The 14,673-nt window shown below is 59.7% G+C and carries 15 protein-coding genes; 13 read left to right on the top strand and 2 right to left on the bottom strand.

Annotation, left to right across the window (positions count from 1 at the left end):
• Nucleotides 1-9: 9 nt before the first annotated feature.
• The 3 genes from ABIE13_RS10870 to ABIE13_RS10860 all read left to right on the top strand — a co-directional run bounded on the left by ABIE13_RS10870 (nucleotide 10) and on the right by ABIE13_RS10860 (nucleotide 3,761).
• Nucleotides 10-2,139: an acetoacetate--CoA ligase gene (locus ABIE13_RS10870; RefSeq protein ID WP_354443223.1), complete on the top strand. Its 2,130-nt coding sequence runs from the start codon at nucleotides 10-12 to the stop codon at nucleotides 2,137-2,139.
• A 193-nt stretch (nucleotides 2,140-2,332) separates the two neighbouring features.
• The gene (locus ABIE13_RS10865) at nucleotides 2,333-3,106 is read left to right on the top strand and encodes a glycine zipper 2TM domain-containing protein (RefSeq protein ID WP_354443221.1); all 774 of its coding nucleotides are present in this window, start codon (nucleotides 2,333-2,335) and stop codon (nucleotides 3,104-3,106) included.
• A 94-nt stretch (nucleotides 3,107-3,200) separates the two neighbouring features.
• Nucleotides 3,201-3,761, top strand: a complete 561-nt coding sequence (locus ABIE13_RS10860; protein ID WP_354443219.1) for a hypothetical protein — start codon at nucleotides 3,201-3,203, stop codon at nucleotides 3,759-3,761.
• Nucleotides 3,762-3,807: 46 nt separating this feature from the next.
• Here ABIE13_RS10860 and ABIE13_RS10855 read toward each other — a convergent pair whose 3' ends face one another.
• Nucleotides 3,808-4,212, bottom strand: coding sequence for a phage holin family protein (locus tag ABIE13_RS10855; RefSeq protein ID WP_354443217.1), 405 nt, complete (start codon nucleotides 4,210-4,212; stop codon nucleotides 3,808-3,810).
• 314 nt (nucleotides 4,213-4,526) lie between these two features.
• On the opposite strand from ABIE13_RS10855, the gene ABIE13_RS10850 reads away from it, so the two are divergent.
• The 9 genes from ABIE13_RS10850 (at nucleotide 4,527) to ABIE13_RS10810 (ending at nucleotide 12,652) form a co-directional block, all read left to right on the top strand.
• The gene (locus ABIE13_RS10850; protein ID WP_354443215.1) at nucleotides 4,527-6,161 is read left to right on the top strand and encodes a long-chain fatty acid--CoA ligase; all 1,635 of its coding nucleotides are present in this window, start codon (nucleotides 4,527-4,529) and stop codon (nucleotides 6,159-6,161) included.
• A gap of 97 nt (nucleotides 6,162-6,258) precedes the next feature.
• Entirely contained in the window at nucleotides 6,259-7,476 is a 1,218-nt protein-coding gene (locus ABIE13_RS10845; RefSeq protein ID WP_354443214.1) for an ABC transporter substrate-binding protein, read from the top strand.
• A 49-nt stretch (nucleotides 7,477-7,525) separates the two neighbouring features.
• Complete coding sequence (locus tag ABIE13_RS10840; protein WP_354443212.1) at nucleotides 7,526-7,687, top strand: hypothetical protein; 162 nt, start codon at nucleotides 7,526-7,528, stop codon at nucleotides 7,685-7,687.
• Between the two features lie 23 nt (nucleotides 7,688-7,710).
• On the top strand, nucleotides 7,711-8,475 hold the full coding sequence (locus tag ABIE13_RS10835; protein ID WP_354443210.1) for an SDR family NAD(P)-dependent oxidoreductase: 765 nt from the start codon (nucleotides 7,711-7,713) through the stop codon (nucleotides 8,473-8,475).
• 30 nt (nucleotides 8,476-8,505) lie between these two features.
• Entirely contained in the window at nucleotides 8,506-9,270 is a 765-nt protein-coding gene (locus ABIE13_RS10830) for an ABC transporter ATP-binding protein (protein WP_354443209.1), read from the top strand.
• Nucleotides 9,263-9,973 carry an ABC transporter ATP-binding protein gene (locus tag ABIE13_RS10825; protein WP_354443207.1) on the top strand — a complete coding sequence of 237 codons (711 nt, stop codon included), beginning with the start codon at nucleotides 9,263-9,265 and terminating at the stop codon, nucleotides 9,971-9,973. Before ABIE13_RS10830 ends, ABIE13_RS10825 begins: the two co-directional genes overlap by 8 nt.
• 36 nt (nucleotides 9,974-10,009) lie before the next feature.
• Nucleotides 10,010-10,891 carry a branched-chain amino acid ABC transporter permease gene (locus ABIE13_RS10820; protein WP_354443205.1) on the top strand — a complete coding sequence of 294 codons (882 nt, stop codon included), beginning with the start codon at nucleotides 10,010-10,012 and terminating at the stop codon, nucleotides 10,889-10,891.
• A 13-nt stretch (nucleotides 10,892-10,904) separates the two neighbouring features.
• The gene (locus ABIE13_RS10815) at nucleotides 10,905-11,858 is read left to right on the top strand and encodes a branched-chain amino acid ABC transporter permease (protein ID WP_354443203.1); all 954 of its coding nucleotides are present in this window, start codon (nucleotides 10,905-10,907) and stop codon (nucleotides 11,856-11,858) included.
• 20 nt (nucleotides 11,859-11,878) lie between these two features.
• Complete coding sequence (locus ABIE13_RS10810; protein ID WP_354443201.1) at nucleotides 11,879-12,652, top strand: SDR family NAD(P)-dependent oxidoreductase; 774 nt, start codon at nucleotides 11,879-11,881, stop codon at nucleotides 12,650-12,652.
• Nucleotides 12,653-12,823: 171 nt separating this feature from the next.
• On the opposite strand, the gene ABIE13_RS10805 is transcribed toward ABIE13_RS10810, so the two are convergent.
• Nucleotides 12,824-13,573, bottom strand: coding sequence for an IclR family transcriptional regulator (locus ABIE13_RS10805; protein WP_354443199.1), 750 nt, complete (start codon nucleotides 13,571-13,573; stop codon nucleotides 12,824-12,826).
• A gap of 289 nt (nucleotides 13,574-13,862) precedes the next feature.
• On the opposite strand from ABIE13_RS10805, the gene ABIE13_RS10800 reads away from it, so the two are divergent.
• Nucleotides 13,863-14,636, top strand: coding sequence for an enoyl-CoA hydratase/isomerase family protein (locus ABIE13_RS10800; RefSeq protein ID WP_354443197.1), 774 nt, complete (start codon nucleotides 13,863-13,865; stop codon nucleotides 14,634-14,636).
• Nucleotides 14,637-14,673: the final 37 nt, after the last annotated feature.

Raw genomic sequence — 14,673 nt, 5'->3', positions numbered from 1 at the left:
ATCCAATGCATGAGCATCGTCAGCACAAGCCCACGCACCGGTATCCGCACTCCTGCCCCCACTTCTGTGTCCGCCTCTCGCGTGCCTCAGATCAGGCGCTACCAGAACTGGCTGAGTGAACGGCATGGCCTTTCTTTCGAGGACTATCACGCGCTCTGGCGCTGGTCAACGACGGACCTGGAAGCCTTCTGGCAAAGCATCTGGGACTACCTTGATCTGCAATCGCCGACACCTCACACCGCCGTGCTCGAGCGCAACGTGATGCCTGGGGCCCGTTGGTTTCCAGGGGCCCAGACCAATTACGCGCGGCAGGTGATGCGCCATGTGAGTCCCGCGCATGCTGCGGGTCTGGCAGCGCTGATCAGCGACAACGAAAAGGGGGAAGTACGTGAGCTGTCCTGGCCAGAGTTGCAGCGCCAGGTGGCATCACTGGCTTTGCATCTGCGTGCGCAAGGTGTGCAGCCTGGCGACCGCGTGGCGGCCTATCTGCCCAATATTGCTGAGACGGTGGTTGCCTTTCTGGCCACCGCGAGTCTGGGGGCGGTCTGGAGTGTGTGCGCGCCTGACATGGGTACCAGTGCGGTTCTCGACCGCTTCACGCAGATCGAGCCCAAGGTATTGATCGCTTGCGACGGCGTCACCTGGGCCGGACGCGACCTGGACCGATCGGACGTGGTGCAGCAGCTGCGAAAGGGGCTGCCCTCGGTGACCCACACACTGGTCTACCGTAACCTGAAAACCTCTCACCCCATCGAGGGCGTGTCGGATTTCGATGCGGCCATTGCACGCGATGATGCGCAAACAAGCGCTTTCGAGGCGGTCTGGGTGCCTTTTGACCATCCGGTCTGGGTGGTGTATTCCAGCGGGACCACGGGGCTGCCCAAACCCATCGTGCATGGTCACGGCGGCATGATCATGGTCATGATGATGCAGAGCCGCCTACACAATGACGTGGGCTGCAGCTACGAAAGCGAGACTTTCGGTGAACGCTTTCACTGGTACAGCTCCACCGGCTGGGTGATGTGGAATGCGCAGATCGCAGGTTTGCTCTCAGGTACCACCTGTGTCATTTTTGATGGCAGCCCCGGAGGAACCAAGGAATCACCAGACTGGACCGTACTGTGGCGGTTCGCGGCCCGCCACCAGGCCAGCTTCTTCGGCGCGGGTGCGGCGTTCTACGCCAGTTGCATGAAGGCCTCGGTGGATCTGAGTGCCTGCGGAGACTTGTCTCGCATCAGGGCGTTGGGCTCGACCGGTTCACCGCTGGCGCCTGATGTACAGCAGTGGGGTTCAGACCAATTCGGACGCTTGGCAAGCAACCCTGAGCAGGAAGACATCTGGTGGTGCAATATTTCTGGCGGTACTGATTTTGCGGGTGCGTTCATAGGCGGCAGCCGGGAACTTCCACAGGCACCGGGCTCCATGCAATGCCGCTTGCTGGGCGCAGCGGTGGAAGCCTGGAACGAAGCCGGCGAACCGGTCACGGGCCAAGTGGGGGAACTGATCTGTACCCAGCCGCTGCCGTCTATGCCCTTGTACCTGGTTAACGACCCGGATGGCGCGCGTTACCGGGCGAGTTATTTCGAGATGTACCCACCTGGCCATGGGCGCCGACCCGGCGGGGGTGATCTGGATGCTTCGGCAGGCAGTGTCTGGCGCCACGGAGACTGGTTGCGCGTGGGCGACGAGCAAGGCCAGGGCGAATGGTGCGTGATCTACGGGCGCAGCGACGCCACCATCAATCGCCACGGCCTGCGCATGGGCACCAGCGAGATCTACAGTGCGGTAGAGGGCATTGCCGAGGTGATCGACTCCATGGTGGTCGATCTTGAGTACCTGGGACGCGAGAGCTATATGCCGCTGTTCGTGGTTTTGCGCCCCGGTATGACACTGGATGACGCGTTGAGCAGCCGTATCAATGCGGCCATTCGCCAGTCCCTGAGCCCCCGCTTCGTGCCGGACGACATTTTCCAGGTACCTGAGATTCCGCGAACCTTGTCCGGCAAGAAGCAGGAATTGCCTATCAAGAAGCTGCTGCTGGGTCAGCCGCTCGAAAAAGTGGTGAATCGAGAGGCCATGGCCAATCCGCAATGCCTGGATTGGTATGTGGAGTTCACGGAGGCCCGAAAGGCGACTTAACGGTTGAGGGATTGGACAGTTGCCCGACTTGGTCAGAAGTGAGCAGCGCAAAGCCAAGCCAAGCAAGATGTGAATGGGGTGTAAAGGTGGTCGACCAGAGCACCCGAAAAAGCGTTGAAGAGCAAAGCAGCTGTAGAGTACAGCTTTGGTTCCCTCTCTTATGGGTTTCGGAGAAGCCATGACATCATTTGGCATGACATCTAAATTCCTGGCCATCGCGTCAATGGCCTGCGTGGCTGTGACCGCCAACGCCCAGTCCATGGTCAATGCGCGCGTTATTTCATCGGCACCTGTCTGGGAGGCGGTTCCGGTGCAGGGCTGCGCCCCTGGTTACAGCGCGCCTTCCGGCGTAGGAGCCGTGCTGGGTGCGGTCATTGGCGGCGTGATCGGCAACTCATTTGGCGGTGGAGATGGCCGTGCGCTGGCGACAGCAGCGGGTGTGTTGGGCGGTGCCGCTCTGGGCAATACCGCCGAGTCTCAGCAGCGCTATGCGGGGTGTGCCACCCGCTATGAAAACCGCGTGACGGCCTACGACGTCAGCTACGAACTGGGCGGGCAGCGCTACCAGACGCGCATGGCCAACGACCCAGGCGGCTGGGTGCAGGTGCCTGCCCCTGACAACACCTATGGTCGCTATGACCCGCCGCCGGTTCAGACCTACCCCGTAGCGCCGCAGCCATCGCCGGGCACCTATCCCTTGCCGCAAGGCTATCCTGCGCCTTACCCCGCCACCGGGGTGGTGACCGCTCCGGTCTATCAGCAACCCTATCCGCAGGCCTATCCTCAACCGTACCCGCAGCCGTATCCCGTCGCGCAGCCGCAGGTCATCTATGTCCCTGCACCAGCGCCTGTATACGTGCCTGCGCCAGTCTATTCCAACCCCGTGGGGGTCACGCTTTCGGTCGGTCGTGGCTGGGGTGGCCACCGCAGCTGGGGCTCTTCCGTGGGTTTTGGAATCGGGTTCTGAACCATTCGAGCACGCCGGATCGCTTCATCTTTTAAGGTGAAGATGTTCAAGCCTTGTGATATCTTGACGCACCACCGTCTTCAGGAGGCTTGCCGTGCGTGCTCTATTCATTGGGTCCATCTTGTTGGTAGTCTCCCTGGCCCATGCGCAGTCCGCGCCTGATGTGTGGGGCAAAGCGCCTCAGGCCAGTGACGACCGCTTCAGCAATCCCAAGAGCGCACTTTATGCCGGCCCCAATGGCTGGTACAACTCTGGTGAATTGCGCGCGGAAGCAGGCGCTCAACGCTACGCGCTGAAGACTGGTCTGAACTATTTGGACACGCCCAAGGCATTTGTGCTGGCGTCGAACAATCAGCTGCAATTACTCACGCTGGACTTTGGTTCACCTCGGCCAGCGCCTGGCGTCTACCAGGTGGCTGCCAAGCCTGACGCGGCGGGGCGCAAAGTGCATGTGGCGTTTGCAGATGTCGCCAATCAGAAAATCCTGGGCTGGAACTCCAACAACGCCCAAGGCAGCGTGACCGTCACGCAGGTTCATGGCTTTGTGCATTTCTCAGCGCGTGGTTTGAAACTGGCGCCCTCTGGCTTGCACAACGCTGGCGACACCAAGCAGCCTTTGGTACTGGGTCTGGAAGGCGCTAGCAAGCTGGACTAGCTCATCAATTAAACCCCCGCGCGCTGACACGCCTTCCGGGTGCCTGTCAAAGCCAGGTTTCTGAACCAGCAGGCATCTGGATGTTCATACTGGGGTCGCTGCCTGTGACCAGCGCACCGATGATGAAGCTGAGTACAGACACGAATATGCTGGCGAACAATGCGGTCCAGAAACCCGAAACGCGAAAACCTTTGACCACTGCAGATACCAGCAGGATCATCAAGGCGTTGATCACCAGCAAGAACAGTCCAAAGGTCACGAGGGTGAGCGGCAGCGTCAGTATGACGAGCAGCGGCTTGACAATGGCGTTTGCGAAGCCGAGCAGCAGCGCCGAGACGACCAGAGCGCCGGTGCTGTCGAACTTCACACCCTTGAAGATATAGCTGGCGACCCAGAGCGCAAGTGCGGTGATGGCCCACTGGATGAGAAAAGGAGTGAGGTTGCTCAACATGAAAAATCTCGAATGTGTTGCCTGCGGACGGGCGGTGAGCGCGCCGCAGGACTGCCAGTAAATCGCCATTTTGCCGCAGCCCGGCGGCACCGCGCCCCAAGGTGCCTGACCGTCTGCTTATGTCCAAAACGACCTGTCCGAATACTCGGGTAAACACTTAGCGTAGAAATTTACCTGCCGATTGTTTATTTGTAGCCGGCCTGCTAGCATGTGATTACTTACCGGCCGGCATGTAAATTACTCATGCGGCCCCACAACAAGTAATTTTGGTCTACAGGGCCAAGTGCGGAGACAACATGAGTTTGCAGGGGTTGATGCAACCAAGCCAGCTGCTGATATCGGGCCTGATCCGGCATGCAGCGCTCCACCATGGAAATGTGGAGATCGTCTCGCAGCTGCATGGCGGCGAGCAGCGGCGCAGCAACTGGCGCACCGTCGAAAACCGGGCACGCCGTCTGGCAAGTGCGTTACAGGCCGGTGGCCTGCAAACCTCCCAACGCGTGGTGACCTTGGCATGGAATACCGACCGCCATCTGGAGTTGTATTACGCGGTGGCGGGCATGGGCTCTGTGCTGCACACCGTGAACCCCCGCTTGTTTCCTGAGCAGATTCGCTACATCATCGAGCACGCTGCGGGTGAAACCCTGTGCTTCGACCTTGATTTTGCGGATCTTGTGGTGCAACTGGCGCCCCAGCTGTCCAAGGTCAAGCGCTACGTGGCGCTGTGTCACCAAGAGCAACTGCCCAAGCTGGATCTGCCCGGATTGTGTGCCTATGAAGAGCTGGTGGCCAGCGGCCGCGAAGACTACGTCTGGCCCAGCCTCGACGAAGACCAGGCCTCTTCCATGTGCTACACCTCTGGCACCACAGGCAACCCCAAAGGCGTGCTCTACAGCCACCGTTCCACGGTGTTGCATAGCTATGCGGCCTGTGCAGTGGACGGGCTGAGGCTGAATGCAAGAGACAGCGTGCTGCTGGCTGTGCCCATGTTCCATGTGAACGCCTGGGGCGTTCCCTATGCTTCAGCCATGTGCGGCGCCAAGCTGGTCCTGCCCGGCGCCGGGGTGTCCGGCGATCGCCTCTATGCCTTGATGCGCGACGAAGGCTGCACCTTTTCTCTGGGCGTGCCCACGGTATGGCTCGGGTTCTTTCAGTACATCGACCAGAACCGCGCGAGCCTGAATCTGAAAGACATTCGGCTGGAGCGGGTGGTGGTGGGGGGCTCTGCTGCGCCGCGCCCCATCATCGAGCGGTTCGAACGCGAGTTTGGCGCATTTGTCATTCAGGCCTGGGGCATGACCGAAACCGGGCCCCTGGCGACGGTCTGCAATCTTCTGCCGCAGCACGAAGGTCAGACCCTCGAGCAGCGATTTGATGTGCAGTGCCGGCAAGGACGCGCGATCTTCGGTCTGGAAGTCGGCGTGTTCAATGCGGAGAACCAGGCTCTGCCCCATGACGGCAAGCACGTCGGCGAATTGCGTGTGCGCGGACCCTGGGTGGTTTCTGCCTACTACGGCAACCCGGCTGGCTCGGCCATGGACGAAGAGGGCTGGTTCAGTACGGGCGACGTGGCTTGTATCGACGCTGATGGCTATGTCCAGATCACCGATCGCAGCAAGGACGTGATCAAGTCTGGCGGTGAGTGGATCTCCTCGATTGATCTTGAAAATACCGCGCTCGGGCACACCAAGGTGCGCGAAGCCGCCGTGATTGGCGTGGGTCACAGCAAATGGCAGGAACGACCTTTGCTGATCGTGGTGCCGGAGCCCGGCCAGGCCCCCACCAGCGAAGAAATACTGACCTACATGAAAGACAAAGTGGCCAAGTGGTGGCTGCCCGATGAAGTCGTCTTCATGGAAGAACTACCGCACACGGCCACCGGCAAGATTCTGAAGATGCAGCTCAGAGAGCAATTCAAGAAGCACCGGCTGGTGACCGACGTGGATTGACGTTGATCCGTCCACGCATGGCTCTCAGCCGCCCCCTATATTGCAAATAGATATTCGTTTCGGCCTTTCCCCACTGACTTTTTCACGGAGACAAACCATGGCATTCCAGTACAAGAGCACTCTCATCGCTGCCGCATTGCTCGCGCTTGGCGGCGCGGCGCAGGCCCAGATATCCGACGACGTCGTTCGAATCGGTGTCATGGGAGACCAGACGGGCCCTTACTCCGGCAATGGCGGTCCTGGCCAGGTCCTGGCGGTGCGCATGGCTGTGGAAGACTTCGGCGGCAAGATCAACGGAAAAACCATCGAAGTGGTGGTCGCGGACGACCAGAACAAGCCAGACGTGGGCACCAACATCGCCCGTCAGTGGATTGAGCGCGACAAGGTCGACACCATCATCAGCAACTCCACATCGGCCATTGCGCTGAGCGTGAGCGCGATGATGAAGCAGCACAACAAACCGTACCTGATCTCGGGCACCACCACGGCCGACCTGACCGGCAAGTCGTGCTCGCCCATGAACATGCAGTTCCTGCTGGACACCTATGCCATGCCCAAGGCCACGGTGCAAAGTTTGATGAAGCAAGGCGTCAAGACCTTTTACTTCGTGACCGTGGACTATGCTTTCGGTGCGGCGCTGCAGGCTGAGGCGACCAAGTTCATCGAGGCGGGCGGTGGCAAGGTAGTGGGCGCGGTCAAGCACCCGCTGGGCACCACCGATTTCTCTTCCTACCTGTTGCAGGCTCAGGCCAGCAAGGCACAAGCCGTCGTATTCCTGAGCGCCGGCGCGGATCTGAGCAACGCCATCAAGCAAGCCAGCGAATACCGCCTGACCAAGAACGGCCAGATTGTTACCACCACCGGTGCCACGATCAACACCGTGGTGGCCATGGGTCTGCCTGTGGGGCAGGGCCTGCAGATCAACACGCCGTTCTACTGGGACCGCGACGCTGACTCGCGTGCCTGGGCCAAGCGATTCATCGATCGTAACAAGGGCGTGCTGCCCACCTACATCATGGCGGGCTCCTACAGCGCGACCATGCACTACCTGAAGGCCGTGCAGGCCGCTGGTACGGATGAAGGCAAGGCTGTTGTGGCCAAGATGAAGTCCACCCCTATCAACGACTTCGAAATGAAGAACGTGACCATCCGCGAAGACGGTCAGGTCATGCGCCCGGTGTACATGGTGCAAGTGAAGACGCCGGCCGAATCCAAGGGTGGCAAGAACGATCTCTACATCATCAAAGGTGAGATTGCACCGGACCAGATCTTCCGTCCACTCAATGAAAATCCCTGCGACTTCCTCAAGAAATAAGGGGTAAGAACGAGCTGCCCGCGTACAAGCCGGCACGGCCTGGTACGCGGTGCAGCGCTTTTATCCTGCCATGGGGGCGCAGGCCGATAGCGCCTTGCCCGAGGAAGTCGGCTCCATCGCGCTTTGCGAAAGCGGTCCAAACCTGGACGCCATCCACGGAACGAGTGCGCGCGGACTTCCTGAAGCTGGATTTGACGATCGCTCCCTTTGACCTATTTCGGCAACGACAACAGCATGACACAAGCACAAACACAAGCATTACAAGGACGTGTGGCCCTGGTGACAGGTGGCGCACAAGGCATAGGGCGCGCCATCGTGGAGCGACTGGCGTCTGATGGCGCCATCGTAGGGGTGCTCGACCTGAAACTGGCACTGGCAGAAGAAGCCGCGGCTGCCTTGCGCGCGGCCGGCCATCAAGCCATGGCCTTCGGTGGCGATGTGGCACAACGCGACACCGTGATGAATGCCGCCGCCACGCTGAAGGAAAAGTTTGGCCGTCTCGACGTGCTTGTCAGCAACGCCATGTGGGTGCGCTATGGGCCCATTGACGACCTCACACCAGAGGCTGTGGGGCGCATGGTAGGGACAGGTTTCAACTCTGTGGTCTGGGGCATTCAAGCGGCATCCCTGTACATGGACCAAGGCGGCAGCGTCATCAATATTGCGTCAGCTGCGGCGTTCCTGGGCATTCCCCAAGCCACCATCTATTGCGGCGTCAAAGCCGGCGTACTGGGGCTTACCCGTTCTGCCGCGGTGGATCTCGGGCCTCGGGGCATTCGCGTCAATGCGATCGGCCCAGGCTCGGTGGCCACCGAAGGCGTCAAGATCAATCTGGACCCGGAGAAAGTCAAGCTCCGTCTGGCCAAGACGCCACTGCGGCGTCTGGGTGAAGTCGAAGACATCTCTTCTGCAGTGGCGTTTCTTGCCAGCGACCAGAGCAGTTGGGTAACAGGCGAATGCATCAAGGTGGACGGCGGTGTGACCCACGCTTTCCTCTAGGGCGTATTCCAGCAATCAGGGAGACCCAGCATGAACAAGAACGAGGACGACTACATCCTGCAGGCCAAGGGCCTGAGCAAGCAGTTTCGCGGTTTCTATGCCGTCAAGGGCGTGGATTTGCGGGTGCGCAGGCACACCATCCATGCCCTGATTGGTCCCAATGGGGCCGGCAAGACCACTTGCTTTAACCTGCTCACGACGTTCTTGAAGCCCACCGAGGGCACCATCGTGTTCAACGGGCGGCACATAGAGAAAAGCGACCCGGCTTCGGTCGCGGACAGCGGCCTGGTGCGTTCATTTCAGATATCGGCGGTGTTCAGCCAGATGACGGTGCTGGAGAACGTGCGGGTGGCGCTTCAGCGCAAGACGCGCTGGAACTATGCGTTCTGGCGCAATCAGAACGTTCTTCACGTGTTGGACGACCGCGCTCGCGAACTGCTGGACATGGTGGGTCTCACGCGGTGGGCAGATGCCCCGGCGGGCGACCTGTCGTATGGACGCAAGCGCGTGCTGGAGTTGGTGACCACGATTGCCCTGGAGCCAGAGCTCATTTTGCTGGATGAACCGATGGCGGGCTTGGGACATGAAGACATTGAGCCGGTCATGCAAATGATCCAACGTGTGGCCAAAGGGCGCACGGTGTTGATGGTGGAGCACAACATGAAAGTGATTGCCGAGCTGTGCGATCAGGTCACCGTCCTGCAGTCAGGCCAGGTCCTGGCAGAGGGCACCTATGCGCAGGTGTCGACCGACCCGCGCGTCATTGAAGCGTACGTGGGAGGCGCCCATGTCTGAAGCTACACCATTCCTGCGCGTGTCTCATCTGACGGGGCACTATGGCGAGACCCAGGCCTTGCACGACATCAGCCTCGAGGTCCGCGAAGGCGAGATCGTCTGCCTGCTGGGTCGCAACGGAGCGGGCAAGACCACCACGCTGCGCGCCATCATGGGCATCTTGCAAAAACGCGGCGGTGAAATCACGGTCAAAGGCCAGTCCACTGCCGGTTTGCCACCGGAGGCCATTGCCCAACTGGGCCTGGCGTACTGCCCCGAAGAGCGCGGCATCTTTGCCAGCCTCACCACCGAAGAAAACCTCATGTTGCCGCCGGTGCTTCATCCCGGGGGCTTGAGCGTGGAAGAAATCTACACGCTGTTTCCCAACCTCAAGACGCGGCGCACCAGCCCGGGTACCAAACTGTCCGGGGGCGAGCAGCAGATGCTGGCCATTGGGCGCATCCTGCGCACGGGCGCCAAGCTGTTGCTGCTCGACGAATGCACGGAAGGCCTCGCGCCCGTCATCATCGAAAAGATTGGCCAGACCGTCAGCATGCTGCGCAGCCGAGGGTTCACCGTGCTGATGGTGGAGCAGAACTTCCGGTTTGCATCGCAGTTGGCCGACCGCTTCTATGTGATCGAAGAAGGCATGGTGGCCGATCAGTTTGCGCAAAGCGATATTGAACCCAACCGCGCACGCATTGAAGCTTTGTTGGGCCTTTAAGGCCTGTCAAAAGCTCAAGATAAGGAGACAGGAATAATGGATTCAATATTTGGTGTGCCGGTGTCGGCATTCGTGGGGCAGCTGATCGTGGGACTGATCAACGGTGCGTTTTACGCGCTGATGAGCTTGGGCCTTTCCATCATCTTCGGCCTGTTGCATGTGGTGAACTTCGCACATGGCGCGCAGTACATGATGGGCGCTTTTGTCGCCTGGGGGCTGCTGGAATACCTCGGGCTCAGCTACTGGTGGGCCCTGATCCTGGCGCCTCTGTTGGTGGCGCTGTTTGGTGTGCTGATGGAACGCGTGTTCCTGCGCCACCTCTATCACGTGGACCATGTCTACGCCTTGCTGCTTACCTTTGGTGTGGCCTTGCTCGTGGAAGGCGCTTTCCGCTACAAGTTCGGGGCCAGCGGCCAGCCGTATCCCAACCCACTGGAAGGTGGCCTGGATCTTTCCTTTACCTTCATACCCTGGTATCGCCTCTGGGTCATCGGTGTGGCGCTGGCAGTGTGCGTAGGCACCTGGTATTTCATTGAACGTACCAAGCTGGGCGCCTATCTGCGCGCCGCCAATGAGAATCCTACGCTGGTGCGCAGTTTCGGTATCAACGTACCCCGTATGCTGATGCTGACCTATGGCCTGGCCGTGGGGCTGGCTGGCTTTGCCGGAGTGATGGCGGCACCTATCTACCAGGTGAGTCCCCTGATGGGTTCCAACCTGATCATCGTGGTGTTCGCTGTGGTGGTGATCGGTGGCATGGGCTCGATCATGGGCTCCATCATCACCGGCTTCGGATTGGGCGTTATTGAAGGTTTGACCAAGGTGTTCTACCCGGAAGGCGCCAACGTGGTGATCTTCCTGGTCATGATTCTCACGCTGGCCTTCCGGCCCAATGGCCTGTTCGGCCGCAATGATTGAGAGGAGTGCAGTCATGAGTTCGATGCAAAGAAACCTTTTGATCGTGGGCATTGTGTTGCTGTGCCTGGCGCCCTTTGCGGTCTATCCGCTGTTCTTGATCAAGCTGATGTGCTTTGCCCTGCTGGCAGCGTCCCTCAACTTGCTGATCGGATATGTGGGCTTGCTGTCGTTTGGCCATGCCATGTTCTATGGCACTTCAAGCTACATCACGGGGTATGTCCTCAAGACCTGGGGTGTGGATGGCATCGTTGGCGTACTCGCCGGCGTGGCCGTCGCCGCTGGGCTTGGGTTTCTCTCAGGTTTGCTGGCTATCCGTCGCCACGGCATCTACTTCTCGATGATCACCCTGGCGTTCGCACAGCTGGTGTTCTTCCTGGCATTGCGCCTGCCTTTCACGGGCGGTGAAGATGGCCTGCAGGCGGTGCCACGGCCTACGTTCCTCGGCGTGATCTCCACTGAAGACAATCTGGCCATGTACTACGTGGCGCTGGCCTTGGTCGGTTTTGGGTTCTGGCTGATCTACCGCACGGTCTACTCCCCGTTCGGCCAGGTCCTGCGCTCCATTCGTGACAACGAGCAACGCGCGCTGTCTCTGGGCTACCAGGTCAACCGCTACAAACTGGTGGCGTTCACCCTGTCTGCCGCCCTGGCAGGTCTGGCTGGTGCGACCAAGGTCATGTCCTTCCAATTGGCCAGTCTGGCGGATGTGAGCTGGACCACCTCGGGCGAGGCTCTTCTGATCTGCATCGTGGGTGGCCTGCAGACTCTGCTGGGGCCTGTGGTTGGCTCGCTGATCATCATCTCCATGGAGCACTATCTGGCGGGCTTCGCCGAGTGGGTCCTGATCATTCAGGGCGTGGTGTTCGTACTGGTCGTGATGTTGTTCAGAAAAGGCATCGTCGGTCAGATTCAGTTCAAGTGGCGTGAACGTGCGCTGCGCAAAGCTGCATCCTTGCAACCGCGTTGATGGGTATCGGAGCTTCTGCCATGTCTCTATCTGCTTCGAATGCTGGTCTGCTTGAAGGTCGCCTTGCTTTTGTGACCGGCGCTGCCGGTGGCATAGGCCAAGCCATCGCGGTGGCCTATGCGCAAGAGGGCGCCCGGGTCATCATCACGGACCGAGATGCCGCCGCCTGTGCAGACACCTTGGCTCAGGTTCAAGCCGCCGGTTCCGAGGGCTGGGTCTATGCGCTCGACGTGACGGACAACGATGCGGTCGTTCGACTGGCTGCTCAAGTGGACGCTGAAATCGGATCCATCGACATCCTGGTGAACAACGCAGGTGTGATTTTGCGGGAAGGCCTGGACAGCCCTCAGGCCCACGCTGCCGTGCGCAAGGTCATGGATGTCAACGTGATCGGTGTCTTCAATGTCATGCACGCGTTTCTGCCTGCGCTTCGCAAGACACGCGGCAACGTGATCAATATTTCATCTGGAGCCTCTTTTCACGGCCAGCCGAAAGCGGTCGGATACTCGGCATCCAAGGCGGCCGTGCGTCTCTTGTCTCAATCGATGGTGGCCGACCTGGCGGGCAGCGGTATCCGCGTCAACGTCATTGCACCAGGCGTCATCGTGACACCCATGACAGATGCCACGCGCTCCAATCCGGAGCGTCTGGAGCGCTTCATGGCGCGTATTCCTTCAGGTCGCCTGGGTCGCGCCGAGGAGATCGCCCGACCTGCCGTGTTCCTGGCATCTGACATGGCAAGTTACGTCAATGGCGTGACGCTGGCGGTCGATGGGGGTTATCTGGCCGTCTGATACCCCCTCTGCTTTCAAAGTATCAAGCCGTTCACGCTGACGTTCTATGATTTTGGTCAAGCGGCAAGCGTCGTTTGAACAAACAACACCGTTCGGGCTGAGCTTGTCGAAGCCTTGCGCACGCTTCGACAAGCTCAGCCCGAACGGCTCTTGTAGATCGACCGCAATTCGCTACACGGGCCCGTCCAATGAAGAAATCAACTCTTGCATGAGCTGCAAATATTCGTCCCGGCGGGGGCGGATGCGTTCCAGTGCGCCACCCATGCCCAAGACCACTGCGCGGCCCTGCACCTTGAGTGGCAACATGACGCACAAGGTGGCGCCTCCCAGCAACGGCAAATTTTCCGCATAGGCATGGCCTGTGGCGCGCGCCTCGCGCACGCGTTCCATCATCAGGTCCATAGGCTGGCGATCAGACGCGGGCTGCGTGGCGATGTTGGCGCGGCGTATCAGCCGGTCGACCTCGCGGTCCGGGTGGGCAGACATCAGCACCCAACCCGTTGCGGACAAGGTGAGCGGGCGCATGCTGCCCTCTTCGGTGTGGAAACGCAGCGGGTGAATGGATTGAATCACGTGGATGTACTGCATGTACACGTCGTTTTGCAGAGCGACCGAGACCGCTTCTCCACTCGCGCTGTGCAGGTCACGCATGATCTCGAAGATCTGGCTCTGACCGAAAAGCGCCTGCTCCAGCCAGTCACCCAGGGCTGCGACCTTCAAGGTGGGAAAGTAAAGGCGGGTGGTGCGGTCGTAGCTGAGATAGCCCAAGGTCACCAGATTCTTCAACAAGGCTGTGCCGCTGGACTGCGGGTAGTTCAAGGCTTCGCAGATGTCCTTGAGTTGACGTGCGCGGCGTTCGCGCCGGAAATAGTCAAAGACTTCCAGAACGCGGACGGCGGACTTGACCGGTGAGGTGCTCATGGTGACTGCTCTTTCATTCGCCGTTTCGGTGTCATGTCCATCATCGAATCATAGAGTGCTTACCGTGGGGCTGGTCGATGTTTCCGCGGGTTATGAAGGCCTGTTCAGGCCTTCGCCGACCCCTGCAGGGAAGTGGAGTTTCGCCCTCTGCCCAGGCGCCGATGTCTGCGCATTTGAGATGTGTCACCTATAGGACTACTGGTGCTTTGCAAATAACCTGCCAACCGGTAAGTTTCGCATATCAAGCTTATTTTTCTATCGCCACTTATTCAACTCAAAGAGACCAAGCATGACTTACAAACAGCTGTTGTTGACCGTAGAAGAACGCATTGCCACCGTGACGCTGAACAGGCCACCGGTTAACGCGCAAAACGCCGAATTGCGCGCCGAACTCACCGAAGTCTTTGACGAACTGTCAGACCGTGACGATGTGATGGTGGTGATTCTTACCGGATCAGGCAAGGTGTTTTCAGCGGGCGCGGATATCCGTGAGCGTCCCAACCTGGCGGCAACGACGGGCGCGTACAGCCGCCACAACCGCCTGGTGCGCGAAGCGTTCAACGCCGTGGTCGAATGCACCAAACCTATCATTTGCGCCATCAATGGTCCAGCCATGGGCGCTGGCTTCGGCCTGGTCATTGCCAGCGACATCTGGGTAGCTTCTGAAAATGCCTATATATCCATGCCTGAGATCAATGTCGGCCTGGCAGGCGGCATGACCTACCTGCAGAAATTCTTCAGCCAGTCTCGTGCGCGCCGCATGTTCTACACCGGCATGAAGGTCGACGCCAAGGAGATGTACCGCCTGGGCCTGATCGAGGCTTGCCTGCCTCCGGAGGAGCTTATGCCTTATGCATTGGAATTGGCGCGTGAGATGGCCTCCAAGAGCCCCACCGCACTGCGCCTGGCCAAGGAAGCGGCCCGCATGACGGCGCTGATGCCCACGCGCGATGCCTACCGCTACGAGCAAAACAATACCGTTGCCCTGTCCAAGACGGAAGACACCAAGGAAGCTCAGCGCGCTTTTCTTGAAAAACGAGCACCTGTTTATACCGGCCGTTGAACTGTCGGCATGTAAACTACAAGTTCGTCAATACGTT

The organism is Ottowia thiooxydans (assembly GCF_040548795.1).
GTDB lineage: Bacteria > Pseudomonadota > Gammaproteobacteria > Burkholderiales > Burkholderiaceae_C > Ottowia > Ottowia thiooxydans_A.
The sequence above is the reverse complement of the archived record's forward strand: the minus strand, read 5'-3'. Positions and strand labels throughout refer to the sequence as shown.

Bases quoted from the DNA above. Each gene is read 5' to 3' on its own strand.
- ABIE13_RS10870 (WP_354443223.1), top strand. From the start codon at position 10: ATGAGCATCGTCAGCACAAGCCCACGCACCGGTATCCGCACTCCTGCC.
- ABIE13_RS10865 (WP_354443221.1), top strand. From the start codon at position 2,333: ATGACATCTAAATTCCTGGCCATCGCGTCAATGGCCTGCGTGGCTGTG.
- ABIE13_RS10855 (WP_354443217.1), bottom strand. From the start codon at position 4,212: ATGTTGAGCAACCTCACTCCTTTTCTCATCCAGTGGGCCATCACCGCA.
- ABIE13_RS10850 (WP_354443215.1), top strand. From the start codon at position 4,527: ATGCAACCAAGCCAGCTGCTGATATCGGGCCTGATCCGGCATGCAGCG.
- ABIE13_RS10845 (WP_354443214.1), top strand. From the start codon at position 6,259: ATGGCATTCCAGTACAAGAGCACTCTCATCGCTGCCGCATTGCTCGCG.
- ABIE13_RS10835 (WP_354443210.1), top strand. From the start codon at position 7,711: ATGACACAAGCACAAACACAAGCATTACAAGGACGTGTGGCCCTGGTG.
- ABIE13_RS10830 (WP_354443209.1), top strand. From the start codon at position 8,506: ATGAACAAGAACGAGGACGACTACATCCTGCAGGCCAAGGGCCTGAGC.
- ABIE13_RS10825 (WP_354443207.1), top strand. From the start codon at position 9,263: ATGTCTGAAGCTACACCATTCCTGCGCGTGTCTCATCTGACGGGGCAC.
- ABIE13_RS10820 (WP_354443205.1), top strand. From the start codon at position 10,010: ATGGATTCAATATTTGGTGTGCCGGTGTCGGCATTCGTGGGGCAGCTG.
- ABIE13_RS10815 (WP_354443203.1), top strand. From the start codon at position 10,905: ATGAGTTCGATGCAAAGAAACCTTTTGATCGTGGGCATTGTGTTGCTG.
- ABIE13_RS10810 (WP_354443201.1), top strand. From the start codon at position 11,879: ATGTCTCTATCTGCTTCGAATGCTGGTCTGCTTGAAGGTCGCCTTGCT.
- ABIE13_RS10805 (WP_354443199.1), bottom strand. From the start codon at position 13,573: ATGAGCACCTCACCGGTCAAGTCCGCCGTCCGCGTTCTGGAAGTCTTT.
- ABIE13_RS10800 (WP_354443197.1), top strand. From the start codon at position 13,863: ATGACTTACAAACAGCTGTTGTTGACCGTAGAAGAACGCATTGCCACC.